The 18,062-nt window shown below is 71.2% G+C and carries 16 protein-coding genes (1 of these 16 cut by a window edge); 12 read left to right on the top strand and 4 right to left on the bottom strand.

Translation table 11 applies throughout. From position 1 onward, the window contains the following. The first annotated feature begins 78 nt into the window (after nucleotides 1-78). Nucleotides 79-912 (top strand): hypothetical protein, encoded by an 834-nt coding sequence (locus tag AB5J55_RS24175; protein WP_369272666.1) that lies wholly within the window; start codon nucleotides 79-81, stop codon nucleotides 910-912. A gap of 51 nt (nucleotides 913-963) precedes the next feature. Here the strand turns inward: AB5J55_RS24175 and disA are convergent, their stop codons facing one another. Next, nucleotides 964-2,088, bottom strand: a complete 1,125-nt coding sequence (gene disA / locus AB5J55_RS24180) for a DNA integrity scanning diadenylate cyclase DisA (RefSeq protein WP_328425026.1) — start codon at nucleotides 2,086-2,088, stop codon at nucleotides 964-966. Nucleotides 2,089-2,168: 80 nt separating this feature from the next. Further along, nucleotides 2,169-3,578: a DNA repair protein RadA gene (radA, locus tag AB5J55_RS24185; RefSeq protein WP_369272667.1), complete on the bottom strand. Its 1,410-nt coding sequence runs from the start codon at nucleotides 3,576-3,578 to the stop codon at nucleotides 2,169-2,171. Nucleotides 3,579-3,787: 209 nt separating this feature from the next. On the opposite strand from radA, the gene AB5J55_RS24190 reads away from it, so the two are divergent. Then, entirely contained in the window at nucleotides 3,788-5,572 is a 1,785-nt protein-coding gene (locus AB5J55_RS24190; protein WP_369272668.1) for a hypothetical protein, read from the top strand. Nucleotides 5,573-5,595: 23 nt separating this feature from the next. On the opposite strand, the gene AB5J55_RS24195 is transcribed toward AB5J55_RS24190, so the two are convergent. Beyond that, nucleotides 5,596-6,465 (bottom strand): hypothetical protein, encoded by an 870-nt coding sequence (locus tag AB5J55_RS24195; RefSeq protein WP_369272669.1) that lies wholly within the window; start codon nucleotides 6,463-6,465, stop codon nucleotides 5,596-5,598. Nucleotides 6,466-6,539: 74 nt separating this feature from the next. On the opposite strand from AB5J55_RS24195, the gene AB5J55_RS24200 reads away from it, so the two are divergent. The 4 genes from AB5J55_RS24200 to ilvD all read left to right on the top strand — a co-directional run bounded on the left by AB5J55_RS24200 (nucleotide 6,540) and on the right by ilvD (nucleotide 11,385). Further along, nucleotides 6,540-7,472 (top strand): Ppx/GppA family phosphatase, encoded by a 933-nt coding sequence (locus tag AB5J55_RS24200; RefSeq protein ID WP_369272670.1) that lies wholly within the window; start codon nucleotides 6,540-6,542, stop codon nucleotides 7,470-7,472. Nucleotides 7,473-7,943: 471 nt separating this feature from the next. Then, complete coding sequence (locus tag AB5J55_RS24205) at nucleotides 7,944-8,768, top strand: sugar phosphate isomerase/epimerase family protein (protein WP_369272671.1); 825 nt, start codon at nucleotides 7,944-7,946, stop codon at nucleotides 8,766-8,768. Then, a complete protein-coding gene (locus tag AB5J55_RS24210) occupies nucleotides 8,765-9,391 on the top strand; it encodes a TetR family transcriptional regulator (protein WP_369272672.1) in 627 nt (208 codons plus the stop codon). Before AB5J55_RS24205 ends, AB5J55_RS24210 begins: the two co-directional genes overlap by 4 nt. 140 nt (nucleotides 9,392-9,531) lie before the next feature. Further along, nucleotides 9,532-11,385 (top strand): dihydroxy-acid dehydratase, encoded by a 1,854-nt coding sequence (gene ilvD, locus AB5J55_RS24215; protein ID WP_369272673.1) that lies wholly within the window; start codon nucleotides 9,532-9,534, stop codon nucleotides 11,383-11,385. 82 nt (nucleotides 11,386-11,467) lie between these two features. Here the strand turns inward: ilvD and AB5J55_RS24220 are convergent, their stop codons facing one another. Then, nucleotides 11,468-13,603: a serine/threonine-protein kinase gene (locus AB5J55_RS24220; RefSeq protein WP_369272674.1), complete on the bottom strand. Its 2,136-nt coding sequence runs from the start codon at nucleotides 13,601-13,603 to the stop codon at nucleotides 11,468-11,470. A gap of 181 nt (nucleotides 13,604-13,784) precedes the next feature. On the opposite strand from AB5J55_RS24220, the gene AB5J55_RS24225 reads away from it, so the two are divergent. The 6 genes from AB5J55_RS24225 to proC form a co-directional block, all read left to right on the top strand. Continuing rightward, nucleotides 13,785-14,126: an SH3 domain-containing protein gene (locus tag AB5J55_RS24225; RefSeq protein ID WP_369272675.1), complete on the top strand. Its 342-nt coding sequence runs from the start codon at nucleotides 13,785-13,787 to the stop codon at nucleotides 14,124-14,126. A 134-nt stretch (nucleotides 14,127-14,260) separates the two neighbouring features. Then, nucleotides 14,261-14,764, top strand: coding sequence for an EamA/RhaT family transporter (locus AB5J55_RS24230; RefSeq protein ID WP_369272676.1), 504 nt, complete (start codon nucleotides 14,261-14,263; stop codon nucleotides 14,762-14,764). A 65-nt stretch (nucleotides 14,765-14,829) separates the two neighbouring features. Next, on the top strand, nucleotides 14,830-15,600 hold the full coding sequence (locus tag AB5J55_RS24235) for a class I SAM-dependent methyltransferase (RefSeq protein ID WP_369272677.1): 771 nt from the start codon (nucleotides 14,830-14,832) through the stop codon (nucleotides 15,598-15,600). A 267-nt stretch (nucleotides 15,601-15,867) separates the two neighbouring features. Continuing rightward, nucleotides 15,868-16,671 (top strand): ABC transporter ATP-binding protein, encoded by an 804-nt coding sequence (locus tag AB5J55_RS24240; protein ID WP_369272678.1) that lies wholly within the window; start codon nucleotides 15,868-15,870, stop codon nucleotides 16,669-16,671. Beyond that, nucleotides 16,668-17,456 (top strand): ABC transporter permease, encoded by a 789-nt coding sequence (locus AB5J55_RS24245; RefSeq protein WP_369272679.1) that lies wholly within the window; start codon nucleotides 16,668-16,670, stop codon nucleotides 17,454-17,456. Before AB5J55_RS24240 ends, AB5J55_RS24245 begins: the two co-directional genes overlap by 4 nt. A gap of 132 nt (nucleotides 17,457-17,588) precedes the next feature. Next, nucleotides 17,589-18,062, top strand: the 5' portion of a protein-coding gene (proC, locus tag AB5J55_RS24250) for a pyrroline-5-carboxylate reductase (protein WP_369272680.1). It continues 339 nt past the right edge of the window; 474 of the gene's 813 nt are visible here — the first part of the coding sequence; its start codon is at nucleotides 17,589-17,591; its stop codon lies off the right edge, out of view.

Genomic DNA, 18,062 nt, shown 5'->3' on the forward strand with positions numbered 1-18,062 from the left:
ATGATGATCCGGAAAAGTTGCGGCCTTCGGCGGCGGGTGGAGCAAGCTAGCGCGCCGATCTCTCGTACAGTTTGCGCCGTGGGATCTCTGCGCAATCCGGTCGGGCCGCTTCCCTCCTCCATCTACTGGCGTCGGAGGGCCGTAATGCTGTCCGTGGTCGCCCTGTTGGCGCTGCTTGGCACCTGGGTGCTCACCTCGGGCGGCGGAGGCGGCAAGAACGACGAAGGCGGGTCCGACGGCAAGAATCCCGCGCCCTCGACGATCACCCCGGGCCCGTCGAGTTCGGGGCCGGCGATCAGCGAGGCGCCGGGCGGGCGCGACGAGTCGCCCGGCGGCGGGGACTCCGACGGGTCGGGGTCCGGTGACGGCTCCGACGCCGGTGACGGCAACGGGTCCGGGGACGGCGACGGAAGCTCCGGCGGCTCGGACGGCTCGGGCAGCGGATCCGCGGGTGGCGGCTCGGGCAGCGGTGTCGGCGCGGGCGACGCGGTCTCCGCGGGCTCCACGTTGCCCGACTGTGTCGCGGGCGCGGTGAAGGTGACGGTGCGCAGCCAGCGCAACGCGTACGAGCCCGGCCAGACGCCCGCCGTGCTGCTGACCGCGACGAACACCTCCAGCTATGACTGCAAGGTCGACCTCGGCCCGAAGAACGCCGTGGTGACGCTCACCCAGGCGGGTTCCGAGGACGACTTCTGGTCCTCCGCCGACTGCCCCAAGGTCTCCGGCAGCCTGAAGTTCCGCGTGCCCACCGGTAAGAGCATCACGTACACCGTGAAGTGGGACCGCAAGGCGAGCGCTCCGCAGTGCGCGACGCCGCCGGCCGGGGCCGCCCCGGCGGGGACGTATCTGGTGGAGGCGAAGACGCCGGGGTTCGGGACGGCGCAGACGTCGTTCGTGCTGGAGAACGACTAGCGGCCGTCAGCGGACGGCAGTCGGCTCAGAGAGCCGACTCGGCGGCAGGGCCTAGACGTACCGCTCCAGGATCGAGCTCTCCGCCAACCGCGACAGGCCCTCACGGACGCTGCGCGCCCGGGCCTCGCCGACGCCGTCCACCGTCTGGAGGTCGTCCACGCTCGCGGCGAGCAGCTTCTGCAGGCCGCCGAAGTGCTCCACCAGGCGGTCGATGATCGCGCCGGGCAGCCTCGGCACCTTGGCCAGGAGGCGGAAGCCGCGCGGGGAGACCGCGGAGTCCAGCGCCTCCGGGGATCCGGTGTAGCCCAACGCCCTTGCCACCGTGGACAGTTCGAGAAGCTCGGCGTGGGTGAGCGCGTCCAGCTCGTACAGCGCCTCGTCGACCGTGCGGGAGCGCTTCGCCGTCGGCTCGGGGACGTAGTCGCGCACCACGAGTTCGCGCTCGGGCTCCACACCCGCGATCAACTCGTCCAGCTGGAGGGCCAGGAGCCGTCCGTCCGTGCCGAGCTCCACCACGTACTCGGCGATCTCGGTCGCGATGCGCCGGACCATCTCCAGGCGCTGGGCGACCGCGGAGACGTCGCGGACCGTCACGAGGTCCTCGATCTCCAGCGCTGACAACGTTCCCGCGACCTCGTCGAGGCGGAGCTTGTAGCGCTCCAGGGTCGCCAGGGCCTGGTTGGCGCGGGAGAGGATCGCCGCCGAGTCCTCCAGGACGCGGCGGTGGCCGTCGACGTAGAGCGCGATCAGCCGCATGGACTGGGAGACCGAGACGACCGGGAAGCCGACCTGCTTGCTGACCCGGTCCGCCGTGCGGTGCCGGGTGCCCGTCTCCTCGGTGGGGATCGTCGGGTCCGGGACCAGCTGGACGCCCGCGCGAAGGATCTTCGACAGGTCCGACGACAGCACGATGCCGCCGTCGAGCTTGCACAGCTCACGCAGTCGCGTCGCCGTGAACTCGACATCCAGGACGAATCCGCCCGTGCACATCACCTCGACGGTCTTGTCGGAGCCGAGCACGATGAGTCCGCCGGTGTTGCCGCGGAGGATCCGCTCAAGCCCGTCGCGCAGGGCCGTGCCGGGTGCCACGGCGCTCAGTGAGGCGCGCATCAGGCCATCGGCACCGGAGCTCCCACCGGACTTTCCGGGAGCTGCTGCCCGGTCGTTGGCTGCCACTGCACTCCTCCGGTCGCAGGTTCTGGGGCGCCCCCGTTCGCACATTCTGTTCGCACGGACGGGCGAGACCTGGGCAAAGTCTACCGGCGGTCCTCGGCGTCCCGTGGGGCCTCTCTGCGACGCGAGCGCGGAAGGACTTGCAGCGCGTCCCCTATGTCGGCCACTTCCAGCACCTTCATGCCCGCAGGGATCTTGCCCGGGTCGCCCGGTACGAGGGCGTGCGTGAAGCCCAGCCGGTGTGCTTCGGCGAGTCTGCGCTGCACGCCCGTGACCCGTCTGACCTCGCCCGCGAGGCCCACCTCGCCGATCGCGACGAGGTTCTTGGGGAGAGGTGTGTCACTCGCGGCGGAGGCCAGAGCGAGGGCCACGGCGAGGTCGGCGGCGGGCTCCGAGAGCTTCACTCCGCCCACCGTCGCGGAGTAGATGTCCCGCTTGCCGAGGGCGCTGATCCGGCCGCGCTGTTCGAGGACGGCCAGCATCATCGAGACACGGGACGTCTCCAGGCCGGACGTCGTACGGCGGGGCGAGGGGATCTGTGAGTCGACGGTGAGCGCCTGGACTTCGGCCACCAGCGGGCGGCGGCCCTCCAGGGTGACCGTCAGACAGGTACCGGGGACCGGTTCGGCGCGACGGGTCAGGAAAAGTCCGCTTGGGTCGGCAAGGCCCGTAATGCCCTCATCGTGCAGTTCGAAGCAGCCGACCTCGTCCGTCGTGCCGTAGCGGTTCTTGACGCCTCGTACGAGACGCAGGCGCGCGTGCCGGTCGCCCTCGAAGCTGAGCACCACGTCCACGAGGTGTTCGAGGAGGCGGGGTCCGGCGATGGCCCCGTCCTTGGTGACGTGCCCCACAAGGAGTGTGGACATCCCGCGCTCCTTGGACGCCCGGATCAGGGCGCCGGCCACCTCGCGGACCTGGGCCATGCCGCCCGGTGCGCCGTCGATCTCCGGCGAGGCCACGGTCTGTACCGAGTCCATGATGAGCAGCGACGGCTTCACCGCGTCCAAGTGGCCCAGCACGGCGGCCAGATCGGTCTCGGCCGCGAGATACAGGTGGTCGTCGATGGCGCCGATGCGGTCGGCACGCAGCCGCACCTGGCTCGCCGACTCCTCGCCGGTGACATAGAGCGTGCGGTGCTCGTCGCTCGCCGACTTGGCCGCCACGTCCAGCAGCAGCGTGGACTTGCCGACGCCGGGCTCGCCCGCGACGAGGACGACGGCGCCGGGCACCAGCCCGCCGCCGAGCACCCGGTCCAGCTCGGGCACGCCGGTGGGCCGCGCGGTGGCCTGCCGTCCGTCGACCTGCCCGATCGGCAGCGCGGATGTCGTCACCCGCCCCGGCGTCGTCGTACGGACCGCGGGCGCGCCGTACTCCTCGACCGTCCCCCAGGCCTGGCACTCGGGGCAGCGGCCGAGCCACTTGGCCGTCTGCCAGCCGCACTCCGTGCAGCGGTAGGACGGGCGGTCCTTCGTGGACTTGGTACGGGCAGCCATGCGATGAACCGTAACCGAGCCCACTGACAACGCGTACGGCTGTGCACAGCCGCTCCGGGTCGGCGCAATGCCTGCTCGGGGCCTTTTCGTCATGCACAAACCACGGAATCCGGCGCTCCTGTCCCCTATTGAGGGATCGTTTCACCCGTACGGAGTAAAACTGCTCAAGCAGGGAGAAGGCGCCACCCGGGGCCGCCTACGGTCCACCAATGATGAGCAGCAGTCCGGAGACCTCGACCCGCACGGCCGGCGCGCACCGGGCGCATCGGGAGGCGCGTGATCGCGCGGCGGCGCGTACGGTGGCGCAGCGGCCGCCCGCGCGCTACGAGCCTTATCTGGACGGGCTGTTCACCTACTGCCTGTCCGTGCTGTGCGACCACGACACCGCGACCGCCGCCCTCGGCGACGTCCTCGCGCTCGCCGAACGCCGCGGGCAGCGTGTGCCGGAGGCCGCCGCGGACCGACGGCCCTGGCTGTACGCGCTGGCCCGCTGGGCGTGTCTGCGCAAGCTGGCCGAGGCCAAGCAGAAACGTCAGGGCAGCCACGCGGCGGGCCGGACCGGAGCCCATCGGCAGGCGGGAGCACAGGCCGCCCGACCGGCCGTCTCCGAGGAGGTCCAGGAGCAGCGGCGCCGCGAACTGGCCCTGCTGGCCTGGCCGGAGGCCGCCGGCACCACCCCGGAGCAGCGCGAGGCCCTCGAACTCGCCGTACGCCACCACCTCGCCACCCATGAGGTCGCCGCCGTCCTCGGCATGGACCTGGCCGCCGCCCGCGAGCTGCTCGCCTCCGCCGCCTGCGAGGTCGAGCGCACGCGCGCGGCCCTCGCCGTCGTCGAGACCGGCGCCTGTCCGGGCGTCGCCCGGCTCACCGGCGACAACCAGCTCGTGCTCGGCACGGCCCTGCGCCGCGAGCTCGTCCGGCACGTCGACGACTGCCCGCGCTGCCGCCGAACCGCCGAGCGCGCGATCCCCGGCCGGTGGCCCGGCGCGGCCGTCACCCCCGCCGAACTGCCCGTCCTCCAGGCGCCCCGCGCGGCCCTGCACATGGCCCTCGCGCACGCCCCACGCGCGCGGGGCGTGGCCGTGCCGCGCTTCGACCGGCGTGGGTTCCCGATGGACCCGAAGGATCGTGCCGCCCGCAGGGACCGGCTACGCGCGCGTGCTGTGACGACGACCGTCGTCGCCACCGTCGTCGCCGCGCCCGTCATCGCCCTGTGGGCCGCCTACCGGGGCACCCCGACCGGCGAGGGCGTCGACGGCAGCTCGGCCAGTGCGAGCGAGGCGCAGGGCCCCGGCAGCCTTGACGGGGAGGCCGCGGGTGACGGCTACGAGAACGCGGGCAACGCGAGCACCAGACGTGGTGAAAGTTTCGGCGACCGCGGCAAACCGGACGTCTCCGTGGAGGTCGTCAGCGTCAGCGGCGCGCGCGGGGCGGGCGTCGGCGGCCTGGAGGTGTCGGCCGGCAACAGCGGCGACACCACGCTCGTCACCCTCAGGGCGACAGGGCGTATGCCGGTGCGCTGGTCCGCGAGCACCGGTGCGCACTGGCTGTATCTGAGTCAGTCGGAGGGAACGCTGGCGCCCGGTGAGTCGTTGACGATCAAGGTGTACGTCGACCATCTGCGGGAACCGTCCGGGTACTGGAGCGCGCGGGTGGCGATCTCACCCGCCGGTGCCCTCGTCTCCATCGAGGGCTACGGCACAGCCCCGAGCCCCTCCGGCCCGGGACAGCACCCCGGCCCGCATCCCAGCACCCCCCACCCCACCGATCCGACCGACCCCGGGACACCCAGCGAGCCGCCGCCCTCGTCCTCCGGGCCCGATCCGACGCCGACGACCCCCACTCCGACCGACCCGACTCCCAGCGACCCGCCGACCTCGCCCTCCGACCCGCCGCCCACACCCGGCGAGCCGTCCGAGTCCGGCCCGTCCGAGCCGGGGGGCTCGACGCCGCCGCCCAGCGTGAGCGGCGACGCGAGCCCGTCGGGGCCGTAGGCCGCCGGTCCCTGCCGGGTCCGTCAGCCGACGGGATCCGCCGGATGCGGTGCCAGCAACGGCAGCTGCGACGCCAGCCGCTCCTCGCACAGCTCGACGAGGCGGTCGTAGCCCGCCTTGCCCATCAGTTCGATCAGCTCCGGCCGGTACGACACGTACACCGGGTCGCCCGCGCCGTGCGCGGAGGTCGCCGAGGTGCACCACCAGTGCAGGTCGTGACCGCCAGGGCCCCAGCCGCGACGGTCGTACTCACCGATCGACACCTGCAGCACCCGGGTGTCGTCGGGCCGGTCGATCCACTCGTACGTCCGCCGGACCGGCAGCTGCCAGCAGACGTCCGGCTTGGTCTCCAGCGGCTCGCGGCCCTCCTTCAGGGCGAGGATGTGCAGCGAGCAGCCCGCGCCGCCCGCGAAGCCGGGGCGGTTCTGGAAGATGCACGAGCCGTTGAAGGGGCGGGTCTGGCGGTCGCCGTCCTCGTCCTCGGAGATCCAGCCGTGCTCCGTGCCCTCGTCATGGTGCTGCCAGATCTCCGGCGTGAGCCTCGCCACATGTTCGGCGACCCGCTGCTCGTCGTCCTCGTCGGAGAAGTGCGCGCCCAGCGTGCAGCAGCCGTCGGCCGCGCGGCCTGCCTGGATGCCCTGGCAGCCGCTGCCGAAGATGCAGTTCCAGCGGGAGGTCAGCCATGTCAGATCACACCGGAAGACCTGCTCGTCGTCCGCCGGATCCGGGAACTCCACCCATGCGCGGGCGAAGTCCAGCCCCTTCTCGTCCGGTTCCTGGGCGGGCTTCGCGGGGTTCGTGGGCTTCTTCGACTTTGTGGCTGCCTTCGCCTGCGAAGAACCCTTGGCTGATTTGGCCGTCTTGTCGTTCTTCGCCTTTTTCGTCTTTGGCACGGGTCCAGGGTACGGCGTCGGTACCTGCGGCTTCGAGCACAGAGGATCGACAAGGTGGCAGTAGCGTTCCGTACATGAGACTCGGTGTCCTCGACGTTGGATCCAACACGGTGCATCTCCTGGTGGTGGATGCGCACCCCGGCGCACGCCCGCTGCCCGCGCACTCGCACAAGGCGGAACTGCGCCTTGCCCAACTCCTCGACGACAGCGGGGCCATCGGTCCCGACGGCATCGACAAGCTGATCGGCGTCATCCATGGGGCGCTGCAGGCCGCCGAGGACAAGGGCGCCGAGGAGGTGCTGCCGTTCGCGACGTCCGCGGTGCGGGAGGCCACCAACGCCGATGACGTGCTGGCCCGCGTGAAGGATGAGACCGGGGTCGAGCTGCAGGTACTCACCGGCGCGGAGGAGGCCCGGCTGACCTTCCTCGCCGCGCGGCGGTGGTTCGGGTGGTCGGCCGGGAAGCTGCTGGTGCTGGACATCGGGGGCGGGTCCCTGGAGATCGCGTACGGCATGGACGAGGAGCCGGACGCGGCGGTGTCGCTGCCGCTGGGGGCGGGGCGGCTGACGGCCGGCTGGCTGCCGGGTGATCCGCCGGAGGCGGAGGACATACGTGCGCTACGGCGGCACGTCCGGGCGCAGATCGCCCGTACGGTCGGCGAATTCACCCGGTTCGGTGCGCCCGATCACGTGGTCGCCACATCCAAGACCTTCAAGCAACTGGCCCGCCTCGCCGGCGCCGCCCGTTCCGCGGACGGCCTGTACGCCCAGCGCGAGCTGAAGCGGGAGTCCTTGGAGGCATGGGTTCCCCGACTGGCAGGGATGACGGTGGTCCAGCGGGCAGAACTGCCGGGGGTTTCCGAGGGGCGGGCGGGGCAGCTGCTCGCGGGGGCGTTGGTGGCCGAGGGGGCGATGGATCTGTTCGGGGTGGAGACGCTGGAGGTCTGTCCTTGGGCGTTGCGGGAGGGCGTGATTCTGCGCAAGTTGGATCACTTGACGGTGGGGTGACGGAGCCTTCGGCGGTTGGGCGAGGGTGCGCGTAGCGCCTGCCGGTCGCGGCATCCCCAATCCCAAACCACCCGCAGGGGGCGGTGCACGAGCGCAGACGGCCCCTCTCGGCGCCGGCCCAGGTATGTCAGCCCGTCCGGCGTTCGAGGACGAGGCCGTTCAGGCCGATGGGGGTCCAGGGGGGCGGAGCCCCCTGGCCGGGGTCGAAGGGGCGGAGCCCCTGGGGATGGGAAGGGTAGGGGCGGCGGGGGCGAGACAGGCAGGGACGCGGGCAGCACCCCGCGGGACCAGCCCGGCCCACGCCGACGAGCGCCCCCGAACGAACCGGCCGCGCAGCGTGAACCCCGCCACACACCCGACTCCACCCCCCGGCATATCCGCAGTTCGCACACATGGCCGGTTGCCATCCCTCCCGGACCCCGCACCCTCACCAGTTCCCCGACGCCCAGCACCGCCCCGTACGCTGTCCCCGTGGCAGAACCAGTGGTGCGCATCCCGGATGCGAAGGTCGCCCTGTCGACGGCCTCCGTGTATCCGGAGTCGACGGCGACGGCCTTCGAGATTGCCGCGCGCCTCGGGTACGACGGTGTCGAGGTCATGGTGTGGACCGACCCGGTCAGCCAGGACATGGAGGCACTGCGGAGGCTGAGCGACTACCACCGCATCCCGATCCTCGCCGTCCACGCCCCGTGTCTGCTGATCACCCAGCGCGTGTGGTCCACCGACCCGTGGACCAAGCTCCAGCGAGCCCAGGCGGCGGCCGAGAAGCTGGGCGCGAGCACCGTCGTCGTACACCCCCCGTTCCGTTGGCAGCGTCAGTACGCCCGCGACTTCGTCGAGGGAATCTGGCGGATGGCGAACGAGACGGATGTGCGGTTCGCCGTAGAGAACATGTACCCCTGGCGCTACCGCGACCGCGAGATGCTCGCGTACGCCCCCGACTGGGACGTGACGAAGGACGACTACCGGCACTTCACGATCGATCTCAGCCATACGGCGACCGCCCGGAGTGACGCGCTCCAGATGATCGACCGCATGGGCGACCGGCTCGGCCACGTCCACCTCGCCGACGGCAGAGGGTCGGCGAAGGACGAGCACCTCGTCCCGGGCCGCGGCACCCAGCCCTGCGCCGAGGTGCTGGAGCGGCTCGCCCTGACCGGCTTCGACGGTCACGTCGTCATCGAGGTCAACACCCGCCGCGCGATGTCCAGCGCCGAACGTGAGGCAGACCTCGCCGAGGCCCTCGCCTTCACGCGGCTGCATCTGGCCTCGGCGATGAAGGTGTCCCGGCCGTGACCGGCATCACCTCCGGCCAGGGCGGGGTGGGCTCCCGACGCCGGGGTCGGCCCCCTCGTACGGAATCCGCGGACACCCGCGACCGCATCCTGAACGCCGCCCGCGAGGAGTTCTCCGAGCGGGGCTACGACAAGGCGTCCGTGCGCGGCATCGCCAAGGCGGCCGGCGTGGACTCGGCGCTCGTCCACCACTACTTCGGCACCAAGGAGCAGGTCTTCGAGGCGTCGGTGGAGGTCGCCTTCGCGCCCGCTCTCAAGGTGCGGGACGTGGTGCTCGAAGGGCCCCTCGACGATGTGGGGGAGCGCATGACCCGCGTCATCTTCGGGCTCTGGGAGAACCCCGTGTCCCGGAAGCCGCTGCTCGCCATCGTCCGGTCGGCGGTCAACAACGAGGCCGCCGCCGCCGTCTTCCGGCGGCTCGTCTCCGCCCAGCTGCTGCGGCGCATCGCCGGCGAGATCGACTCCCCGGACGCCGAGCTGCGCGCCGAGCTCGCCGCCGCGCAGCTGGTGGGCGTCGCGATGATGCGGTACGTGATCAAGATCGAGCCGATCGCCTCGGTGGACGTGGAGGAGATCATCGCGCGCGTGGCGCCCGTCGTGCAGGGGCATCTCACCGGCCGGTGACGCGGCAGGTGGCTGTTCCGCGAGACATGCGTCCCGTATTTCGGACACCTCGTCCCGCCCTCTGGATGACCGGCGTACGCTCGTTAGCAGTCAGAAGTCTCTGATCGCAGTCTCTGCTGTCCCTGAAGGAGCGAGCGACGATGCCCGAGCTGAGGTCCCGCACAGTCACCCACGGCCGCAACATGGCGGGCGCCCGCGCCCTTATGCGCGCCTCCGGTGTACCCGGTGCGGACATCGGCCGGAAGCCGATCATCGCGGTGGCGAACAGCTTCACCGAGTTCGTGCCCGGTCACACGCACCTCCAGCCCGTCGGCCGGATCGTCAGCGAGGCGATCAGGGAGGCCGGCGGCATCCCGCGTGAGTTCAACACCATCGCCGTCGACGACGGCATCGCGATGGGGCACGGCGGGATGCTCTACTCCCTGCCGTCCCGTGACCTCATCGCGGACAGCATGGAGTACATGGTCGAGGCGCACTGCGCCGACGCCCTGATCTGCATCTCCAACTGCGACAAGATCACCCCGGGCATGCTGAACGCCGCCCTGCGGCTCAACATCCCCACCGTCTTCGTCTCCGGTGGCCCCATGGAGTCCGGCCGCGCCACGCTGGTGGACGGCACGGTCCGTACGCTCGACCTGGTCGACGCGATCTCCGACGCCGTGAACGACAAGATCTCGGACGAGGACATCCTCCGCATCGAGGAGAACGCCTGTCCGACCTGTGGTTCCTGTTCCGGCATGTTCACCGCCAACTCGATGAACTGCCTGACCGAGGCCATCGGCCTGTCCCTGCCCGGCAACGGCTCGGTGCTCGCCACGCACACGGCCCGCAAAGCCCTGTACGAGGACGCGGCCCGCACGGTCATGGACATCACCCGCCGCTACTACGACCAGGACGACGAGACGGTCCTCCCGCGCAACGTCGCCACCTTCGCGGCCTTCGAGAACGCCATGGCCCTCGACATCGCGATGGGCGGCTCGACCAACACGATCCTGCACCTGCTGGCCGCCGCCCAGGAGGCGGGCGTTCCGTTCGGGCTGGAGCAGATCAACGAGGTCAGCCGCCGGGTTCCCTGCCTGGCGAAGGTCGCGCCGAACGTCGCCAAGGACCGCACGTACTACATGGAGGACGTGCACCGCGCCGGCGGCATCCCGGCCCTGCTGGGCGAACTGCACCGCGCCGGCCTGCTGAACGAGGACGTGCACGCCGTCCACAGCCCGTCCCTTTCGGACTGGCTGAAGACCTGGGACGTGCGCGGTGGCTCGCCCTCGCCGAAGGCGGTCGAGCTGTGGCACGCGGCCCCGGGCTGCGTCCGGTCGGCGGAGGCCTTCTCGCAGTCCGAGCGCTGGGAGGCGCTCGACGAGGACGCCGAGGGCGGCTGCATCCGCAGCACCGAGCACGCGTACTCCAAGGACGGCGGCCTGGCGGTCCTGAAGGGCAACCTCGCCGTCGACGGGTGCGTGGTCAAGACCGCGGGTGTGGACGAGTCGATCTGGACCTTCGAGGGCCCGGCGGTCGTCTGCGAGTCGCAGGAAGAGGCCGTCGAGAAGATCCTCAACAAACAGGTGACGGACGGTGACGTCGTCGTCATCCGCTACGAGGGCCCCAAGGGCGGCCCCGGCATGCAGGAGATGCTCTACCCGACGTCCTTCCTCAAGGGCCGCGGCCTCGGCAAGACCTGCGCCCTGATCACCGACGGCCGCTTCTCCGGCGGCACGTCCGGCCTGTCCATCGGCCACGCCTCCCCGGAGGCCGCGTCCGGCGGCACGATCGCGCTGGTCGAGGACGGTGACCGTATCCGCATCGACATCCCGAACCGCTCGATCGAGTTGCTGGTCGACGATGCGGAACTCGCCCGCCGTGAGCAGGCGTTGAACGGGGCGTACGCTCCGAAGAACCGCGACCGCAAGGTGTCGGCGGCGCTGCGGGCGTACGCGGCGATGGCGACCAGCGCGGACAAGGGCGCGGTGCGGGACGTGACCAAGCTGGGCTGAGCCCCGCCAAGGGCCCCTGAGGGGCCGGCAGGTGTACGAGGGTTCCTGAGGGGCCGTCTCTACGGAGGCGGCCCCTCTGCCGTCACCAGGCGGACGGGGTGCGCGCGTCCACGGCGAAGACGGTGCCGTCGGGGGCGGTGGCGTAGATGCCGCCGTCGCCCAGGCCAGGTGTGGGCAACGCGGCTGTGGCCTCCGCGGAGTTCGCGCTGAGGCGTGGGGGCGTCTGGCCGAGGAGCCTTCCCTCGGCGGCGTCGACGGCGAGCAGGCGTCCGTCGGCGGCGGTGAAGTACACGCGCCGGCCGTCCGAGACGGGTGCCGAGCCCTGGCTCACGGTTGTCTCCAGCGACCACGACTGCTTGCCCGTACGCGTGTCGACCGCCACCAGTGACCCGCCGGTGCCCAGGACGTAGACCACCCCTCCGTGCACGCCGGCCTGCGCCTGAACGACCGGAACGGGCAAGTCCACGCGCCGCGTGTCCTCGGACTCCGGGCTGTAGCGGACCACTGCCTTCGCCTCGCCGTAGCCACCGCCGCCCGCAAGGAAGAACACATGGCCGCCGGTGACCCCGACGGGAGTCAGATCGCCGTCGAGTCGTACGTCCCAGCGCACATCCCCCGTACTCGGATCGACCGCCATGACGCGCGTCCGGTCCCCGTCGGCGGACGTACTCGACACGAGAACCCAGGGGCTCTTCGGGAACGAGACGACGTACGCCTCGCTCAGCCCCGGGATCCCCCGCGACCACTTCGTCTCACCGGACGCGCTGTCGACACCGGTCATCCGCCCGTCGGCTCCGCTGAGCAGCAGCACGCCGCCCGCGAACCGGAATCCCCGGTACGCCGAGACGTCCAGCTGCCACCGTGACTTGCCCGTCGCGGGATCGAGCGCCTCCAGGCGCCTGCCGGCGTGCGTCAGCACATGCGCCAGCCCACCGGAGAGCGTCGGCGGGCCGCCGGGTGAATCGCCCTTGGCCAGGTCATGCCGCCACAGCACGCTGCCGTCCGTGGGATCGAGTGAGCTGATCAGCCCCGGTTGCGTACACAGCAGTCTGGGTCTTTCGTACGTGCATCTGGGCAGGCCCTTCGCCTGCCCGGCCGGCTTGACGGCCCAGGGCTCGAACCGCGCCGCCGCGGAGGGTGCTCCATCGTTGCCGCTCCCGCTCCGGTTCGGGCGCTCCGCGGGGACGTCGTCCATCAGCTGCACAGCGGCGACTCCGCCGACGACGACAAGGGCCAGGGCCACTGCCACAAGCGCTGTCCGCTTGAGCAGGCGCCTTCTCGTCGCCGCCGGCCCTGGCTGCGGCTGCGGCGGCGGCTCCGCGGAGCCTCGCTCCGGCTTGGGCGAATCCCCCGTGCGCTGCGCAGGTATGAACGCCTGCGTGTCGTACGAAGCCGCCACCGCCCGCAGCTCCCGCATCAACTCGTCCGGTGTGGGACGCTCCTCGGGCTCCTTGGCGAGACACCGCCCGATGAGCGGCGCGAGATTCTCCGGTACGCCGGTCAGGTCCGGCTCGTCATGGACGACCTGGTAGGCGACGACGTACGGGCTGTCGGAGTCGAACGGCCCCCGTCCCGTCGCCGCATGCACCATCACGGACCCCAGCGCGAAGATGTCGGCGGCCGGCCCGACCTCCCGCGGCCGCCGGAACTGCTCCGGCGCCATGAACGGCGGCGTGCCGATCAACTTCCCGGTCTCGGTCCGCAGCTCACTGTCCTTTGGCCGAGAGATGCCGAAGTCGATGACCTTCGGCCCGTCCTCGGCGAGCAGCACATTGCTCGGCTTCAGGTCCCGGTGCACCACCCCGACCCGGTGGATGTCGCGCAGCGCTTCCGCCAGCCCGGCCATCAGCTGCCGCAACTGCGCCGGCTCCATCGGCCCGTTCCGCTTCACCCGGTCGGAGAGGGTCGGTCCGGGGATGAACAGCGTGGCCATCCAGGGCCGTTCGGCCTCCGGATCTGCGTCCACCACCGGCGCGGTGAAGGCCCCGCTCACCCTGCGAGCCGCGCCCACCTCCTGCCGGAACCGCCCCCTGAACTCGGGATCCTTCGCGAACTCGGCATGCACGACCTTCACGGCGAGCTGCATGCCCGACGTGCTCCGCGCGAGATGCACGACGCCCATGCCGCCGGACCCCAGGTGGGACTCCAGACGGTAGTGACCGGCGTACTCGGGAAGTTCCGCTTCCGCGCCCGCTCCGGCGTTCTGCTGTGGCGCCATGGGACCACCCCCGTGCTGTTCGTCCGCGCGCGCGACGCACGGAGCCTAGTCGATGACTCGTACGAGACAGAGGCGGCTTGCTAGTCTCCGCGTTCGAGTTGTGAACTTCTGTTTCATGGCGTGATTTAGGGGAATCAACGGGACCCCATGACGGTCATGGGGATCAACGGGGGGAAGTCTCATGTCTGTTGACCGTGTCGAATTGCTGGACGGCGGCGAGGAAAAGGCAGCCTCGGATGCCGCCGTCACGATGGCGGCGACGGCCGCTGCCGTGCCCTACTACCCGGTCGCGCCGGGCGTCCGTCTCAACGTCCGCAGCGGCCCCGGCACCAGCTACCCGATCATCAAGGTCCTGCCCGAAGGAATCCGGGTCGCGATCTACTGCCAGACGCCGGGCACGCTCGTGACGGGCCCGTACGGCACGACGAACATCTGGGACAGCATCGCCAGCGGCGAGTACGTCTCGGACGCCTTCGTCAGGACAGGCAGCGACGGCTACGTCCGCCCCCGCTGCTCGTCCTGACCGACAGGGCCTGGTGCGCAGGTGAGGACAGGACGCGACGGCTGCGCCTGTCCATGCTGATCCCGATCACAACAGTTCCCGGTATCCGGGAACCCGTACGGAGCCCGCGGCCGGACCGGAGCCATAATCGACGCGTGAGCGAGACGAACGGCACCCCGGACACCTCCGCGGGCTCCACGGGCCCCCGCCCCGAGCCCCTGCGCTTCTTCGGCACGACCTGGGTCGACCACGACAACGGCTACACCGCCCGCCGCATCGCGGTGTCCGCCGGCTCCCTCGCCACCGCGGCCGCCTCCTGCCTGGTGCTGCGCTTCGCCTACCAGGGGCTCCAGATTGCAGACATCGGCAGCTTCGTCACCCTCCTGATGGTCGTGATGTTTGCGATCTGCAGCGCCCTCGCCTTCCGCCACACCTGGGACGGCTTCACCAAGCGCCCCGACCCCGACCGCCAGGCCTCCCTCCGCGGCCTCCTGACCATCGGCTTCGTCGGCTCCCTCCTCGCCTACTTCTTCCGCTCCCTCACCGAGGCCCCCGGCGAGAAACTCCACCGCGAGGAGTACGAGGCGGCCCGCAAACAACACGAGAACCGCACCACCCGCCGCACAGGCAACCCGGCGAAGAAGCGCCGCCGCGGGTAGCGAGGGGGACCAAACACCTCGCACAAGTCGGTGCCTACCGCACCGGCCGAGGCCACCATGGCCGTATGACGGCCCCTTCCCACGCTGACCGAGCCCGTTCCTTCAACGCGGCCGCAGCCCAGTACGCCGCGAACCGCCCCTCCTACCCACCCGCCCTCTTCGACGCGATCGAAGAGCTCGCCGGCCGCTCCCTCACCGGCGCTTGCGTCGTGGACGTGGGCGCGGGCACCGGCATCGCCACCGAGCTCATGCAACAGCGGGGCGCCGCCGTACTGGCCGTCGAGCCCGGCGACGGCATGGCGGCCCAGTTCCGCCGCACCCACCCCGACATACCGATCGTCCGCGGCGACGGCAACGCCCTCCCCCTCGCCACAGCCTCCGCCGACTTCCTCACCTACGCCCAGGCCTGGCACTGGACCGACCCCACCCACTCCGTGCCGGAGGCCCTGCGCGTACTGCGCCCCGGGGGCGCACTCGCCCTGTGGTGGAACACCACCCCGCTCGACATCCCTTGGCACGCCGCACAGGCAGTCCGTATCGAGCGCGGCTTCGGCACCCACCCCGCCGTCGAGCAGAACGGCAGCGGCGCCCGAGCCGCCCTCTCCGACCCCACCGGCCTCCTCGACTTCACCGGCCACAAGGTGCGCTGGAGCCGCCGCGTCCCCATCGACACGCACCTCGCGAACCTCGGCAGCCACTCGCTCTTCCTGGTCCACGGCACAGAGGCGAGCACCGCCTTCCTCACCGAGGAAAAGCGACTCCTCCTCGACACCTTCCCGGACGGAATCATCGAAGAGACCTACGACGTCGACCTCCTCATCGCCACCACGTCCTGACCCCCTCACCAACCGACCAGCGACTGTCGGCCACGGCCGCGCCCACCGCCCGCCCCGCCCCCGATCCGGCGTGGGCGGGCGACTTGTGTGCCCGGCCGGTGCGGCACGGGATCAACGCCGTTCCTCAACGGGCAGTCGGCCCCGTGACCCACGGGCACCCGCCCCCTCCCAACTCGCCCCACACGCACCCCCACTCCCCATCCACACCCGACCACCGGCTCTCCCCGGCGCTTGACGCCGCAGCTCCGCCGGAGGATTATTCATCACATGATGAATTACTCCCCCGCCCGCACCGACCCACCACCCGACACCCCCGCCATCCGAGCCGAGTCCCTGAACGTCGTACGCGGCACCCGCCAGGTCCTCCGCGGCCTCGAATTCACCGTTCCGCGCGGCCAGATCACCGGCCTGCTCGGCCCATCCGGCTGCGGCAAGACCACCCTCATGAGGGCGATCGTCGGTACCCAGGCCAAGGTCACCGGCACCCTCGAGGTGCTCGGCAGCCCCGCGGGCCACCCCACCCTGCGCACTCGTATCGGCTACGTCACCCAAGCTCCCTCCGTCTACGACGACCTGACGATCCGCCAGAACCTCGCCTACTTCGCCGCGATCCTCGACCCCGGCCACTCGGCAGCCGACCGGCGCCACGAGAACGTCACCCGTGCCATCGCCGACGTCGACCTCACCAGCCACGCCGACTCCCTGGCCGGCAACCTCTCCGGCGGCCAGCGCAGCCGCGTCTCCCTGGCGGTCGCCCTGCTCGGTACCCCCGAACTCCTCGTCCTGGACGAACCGACGGTCGGCCTGGACCCGGTCCTGCGCCGCGACCTCTGGAGCCTCTTCCACGACATCGCGGCCTCCCGCAACGCCACCCTCCTCATCTCCTCCCACGTCATGGACGAGGCCGAGCGCTGCCACCGCCTCCTTCTGATGCGCGAGGGCCAGATCCTCGCCGACGACACCCCGGACGCCCTCCGCACCCGTACGCACTCCGAGACGGTCGAGGCGGCCTTCCTGCACCTGGTCGACGAGGCGACCGCGGCCGCCCGCGCGAAGGAGACCACGCGATGACCACGACGACGAGCACCACCACGCTCCGGCCGGCCCCCACCGGCGCCCTGAGCCTTGCCCGCACGACCGCCACCGCCGCCCGCGTCCTGCGACAGCTCCGCCACGACCCGCGCACCATCGCGCTGCTGGTCCTCATCCCCTGCGTGATGCTGTTCCTGCTGCGCTACGTCTTCGACGGCAGCCCGCGCACCTTCGACAACATCGGCGCCTCCCTCCTCGGGATCTTCCCGCTGATCACGATGTTCCTGGTCACCTCCATCGCCACCCTGCGCGAACGCACCTCGGGAACCCTCGAACGCCTCCTCGCCATGCCCCTCGGCAAGGGCGACCTGATCGCCGGCTACGCCCTCGCCTTCGGCACCCTCGCGATCATCCAGTCCGCACTGGCGACCGGACTCGCCCTGTGGTTCCTCGACCTCGACGTCACCGGCAGCCCCTGGCTGCTCCTCCTCGTGGCGCTGCTCGACGCACTGCTCGGCACCGCGCTCGGTCTCTTCGTCTCGGCCTTCGCGGCCTCCGAATTCCAGGCCGTCCAGTTCATGCCGGCCGTGATCTTCCCCCAACTCCTCCTCTGCGGCCTCTTCACTCCCCGCGACAACATGCACCCCGCCCTCGAGGCCATCTCCAACGTCCTCCCCATGTCCTACGCGGTCGATGGCATGAACGAGGTCCTCAAGCACACCGACATGACCGCCACCTTCGTGCGCGACGCCCTGATCGTGGCGGGCTGTGCCCTGCTGGTCCTGGGCCTGGGCGCGGCGACGCTGCGGCGCAGGACGGCGTGACCGCCGAGGGCCGGGCCCGGTGCCCGGCCCGTCCGCTCAGCCCCGTCCGCCCACTGGACTCGCCACCTCGAAGGGCGCCCCTGGTGGGAGGATGAACCAGGACAACGCAACCTCCGGAGGGCACCCCAGCCAATGACCCAGAAAGTCGCAGTCCTCGGCACCGGCAAGATCGGCGAAGCCCTGCTCAGCGGAATGATCCGCGGCGGCTGGGAACCGGCCGACCTCCTGGTGACGGCCCGCCGCGCGGAACGAGCCGAAGAACTCCGTGCCCGCCACGGAGTCACCCCGGTCACCAACGCGGAAGCCGCCAAGACCGCCGACACCCTGATCCTCACGGTCAAGCCGCAGGACATGGGCACCCTCCTCGACGAACTCGCCCCGCACGTGCCCACCGACCGCCTGGTCATCAGCGGAGCCGCAGGCATCCCCACCTCCTTCTTCGAGTCCCGCCTCGCCGCCGGCACCCCGGTCGTCCGCGTCATGACGAACACCCCCGCCCTCGTCGACGAGGCGATGTCCGTCATCTCCGCCGGCAGCCACGCCAGCGAAGCCGACCTCGCCCACGCCGAGGAGATCTTCGGCTCCGTGGGCAAGACGCTGCGCGTC

This window comes from Streptomyces sp. R11 (genome assembly GCF_041051905.1).
In the GTDB taxonomy this organism is placed as follows: Bacteria; Actinomycetota; Actinomycetes; order Streptomycetales; family Streptomycetaceae; genus Streptomyces.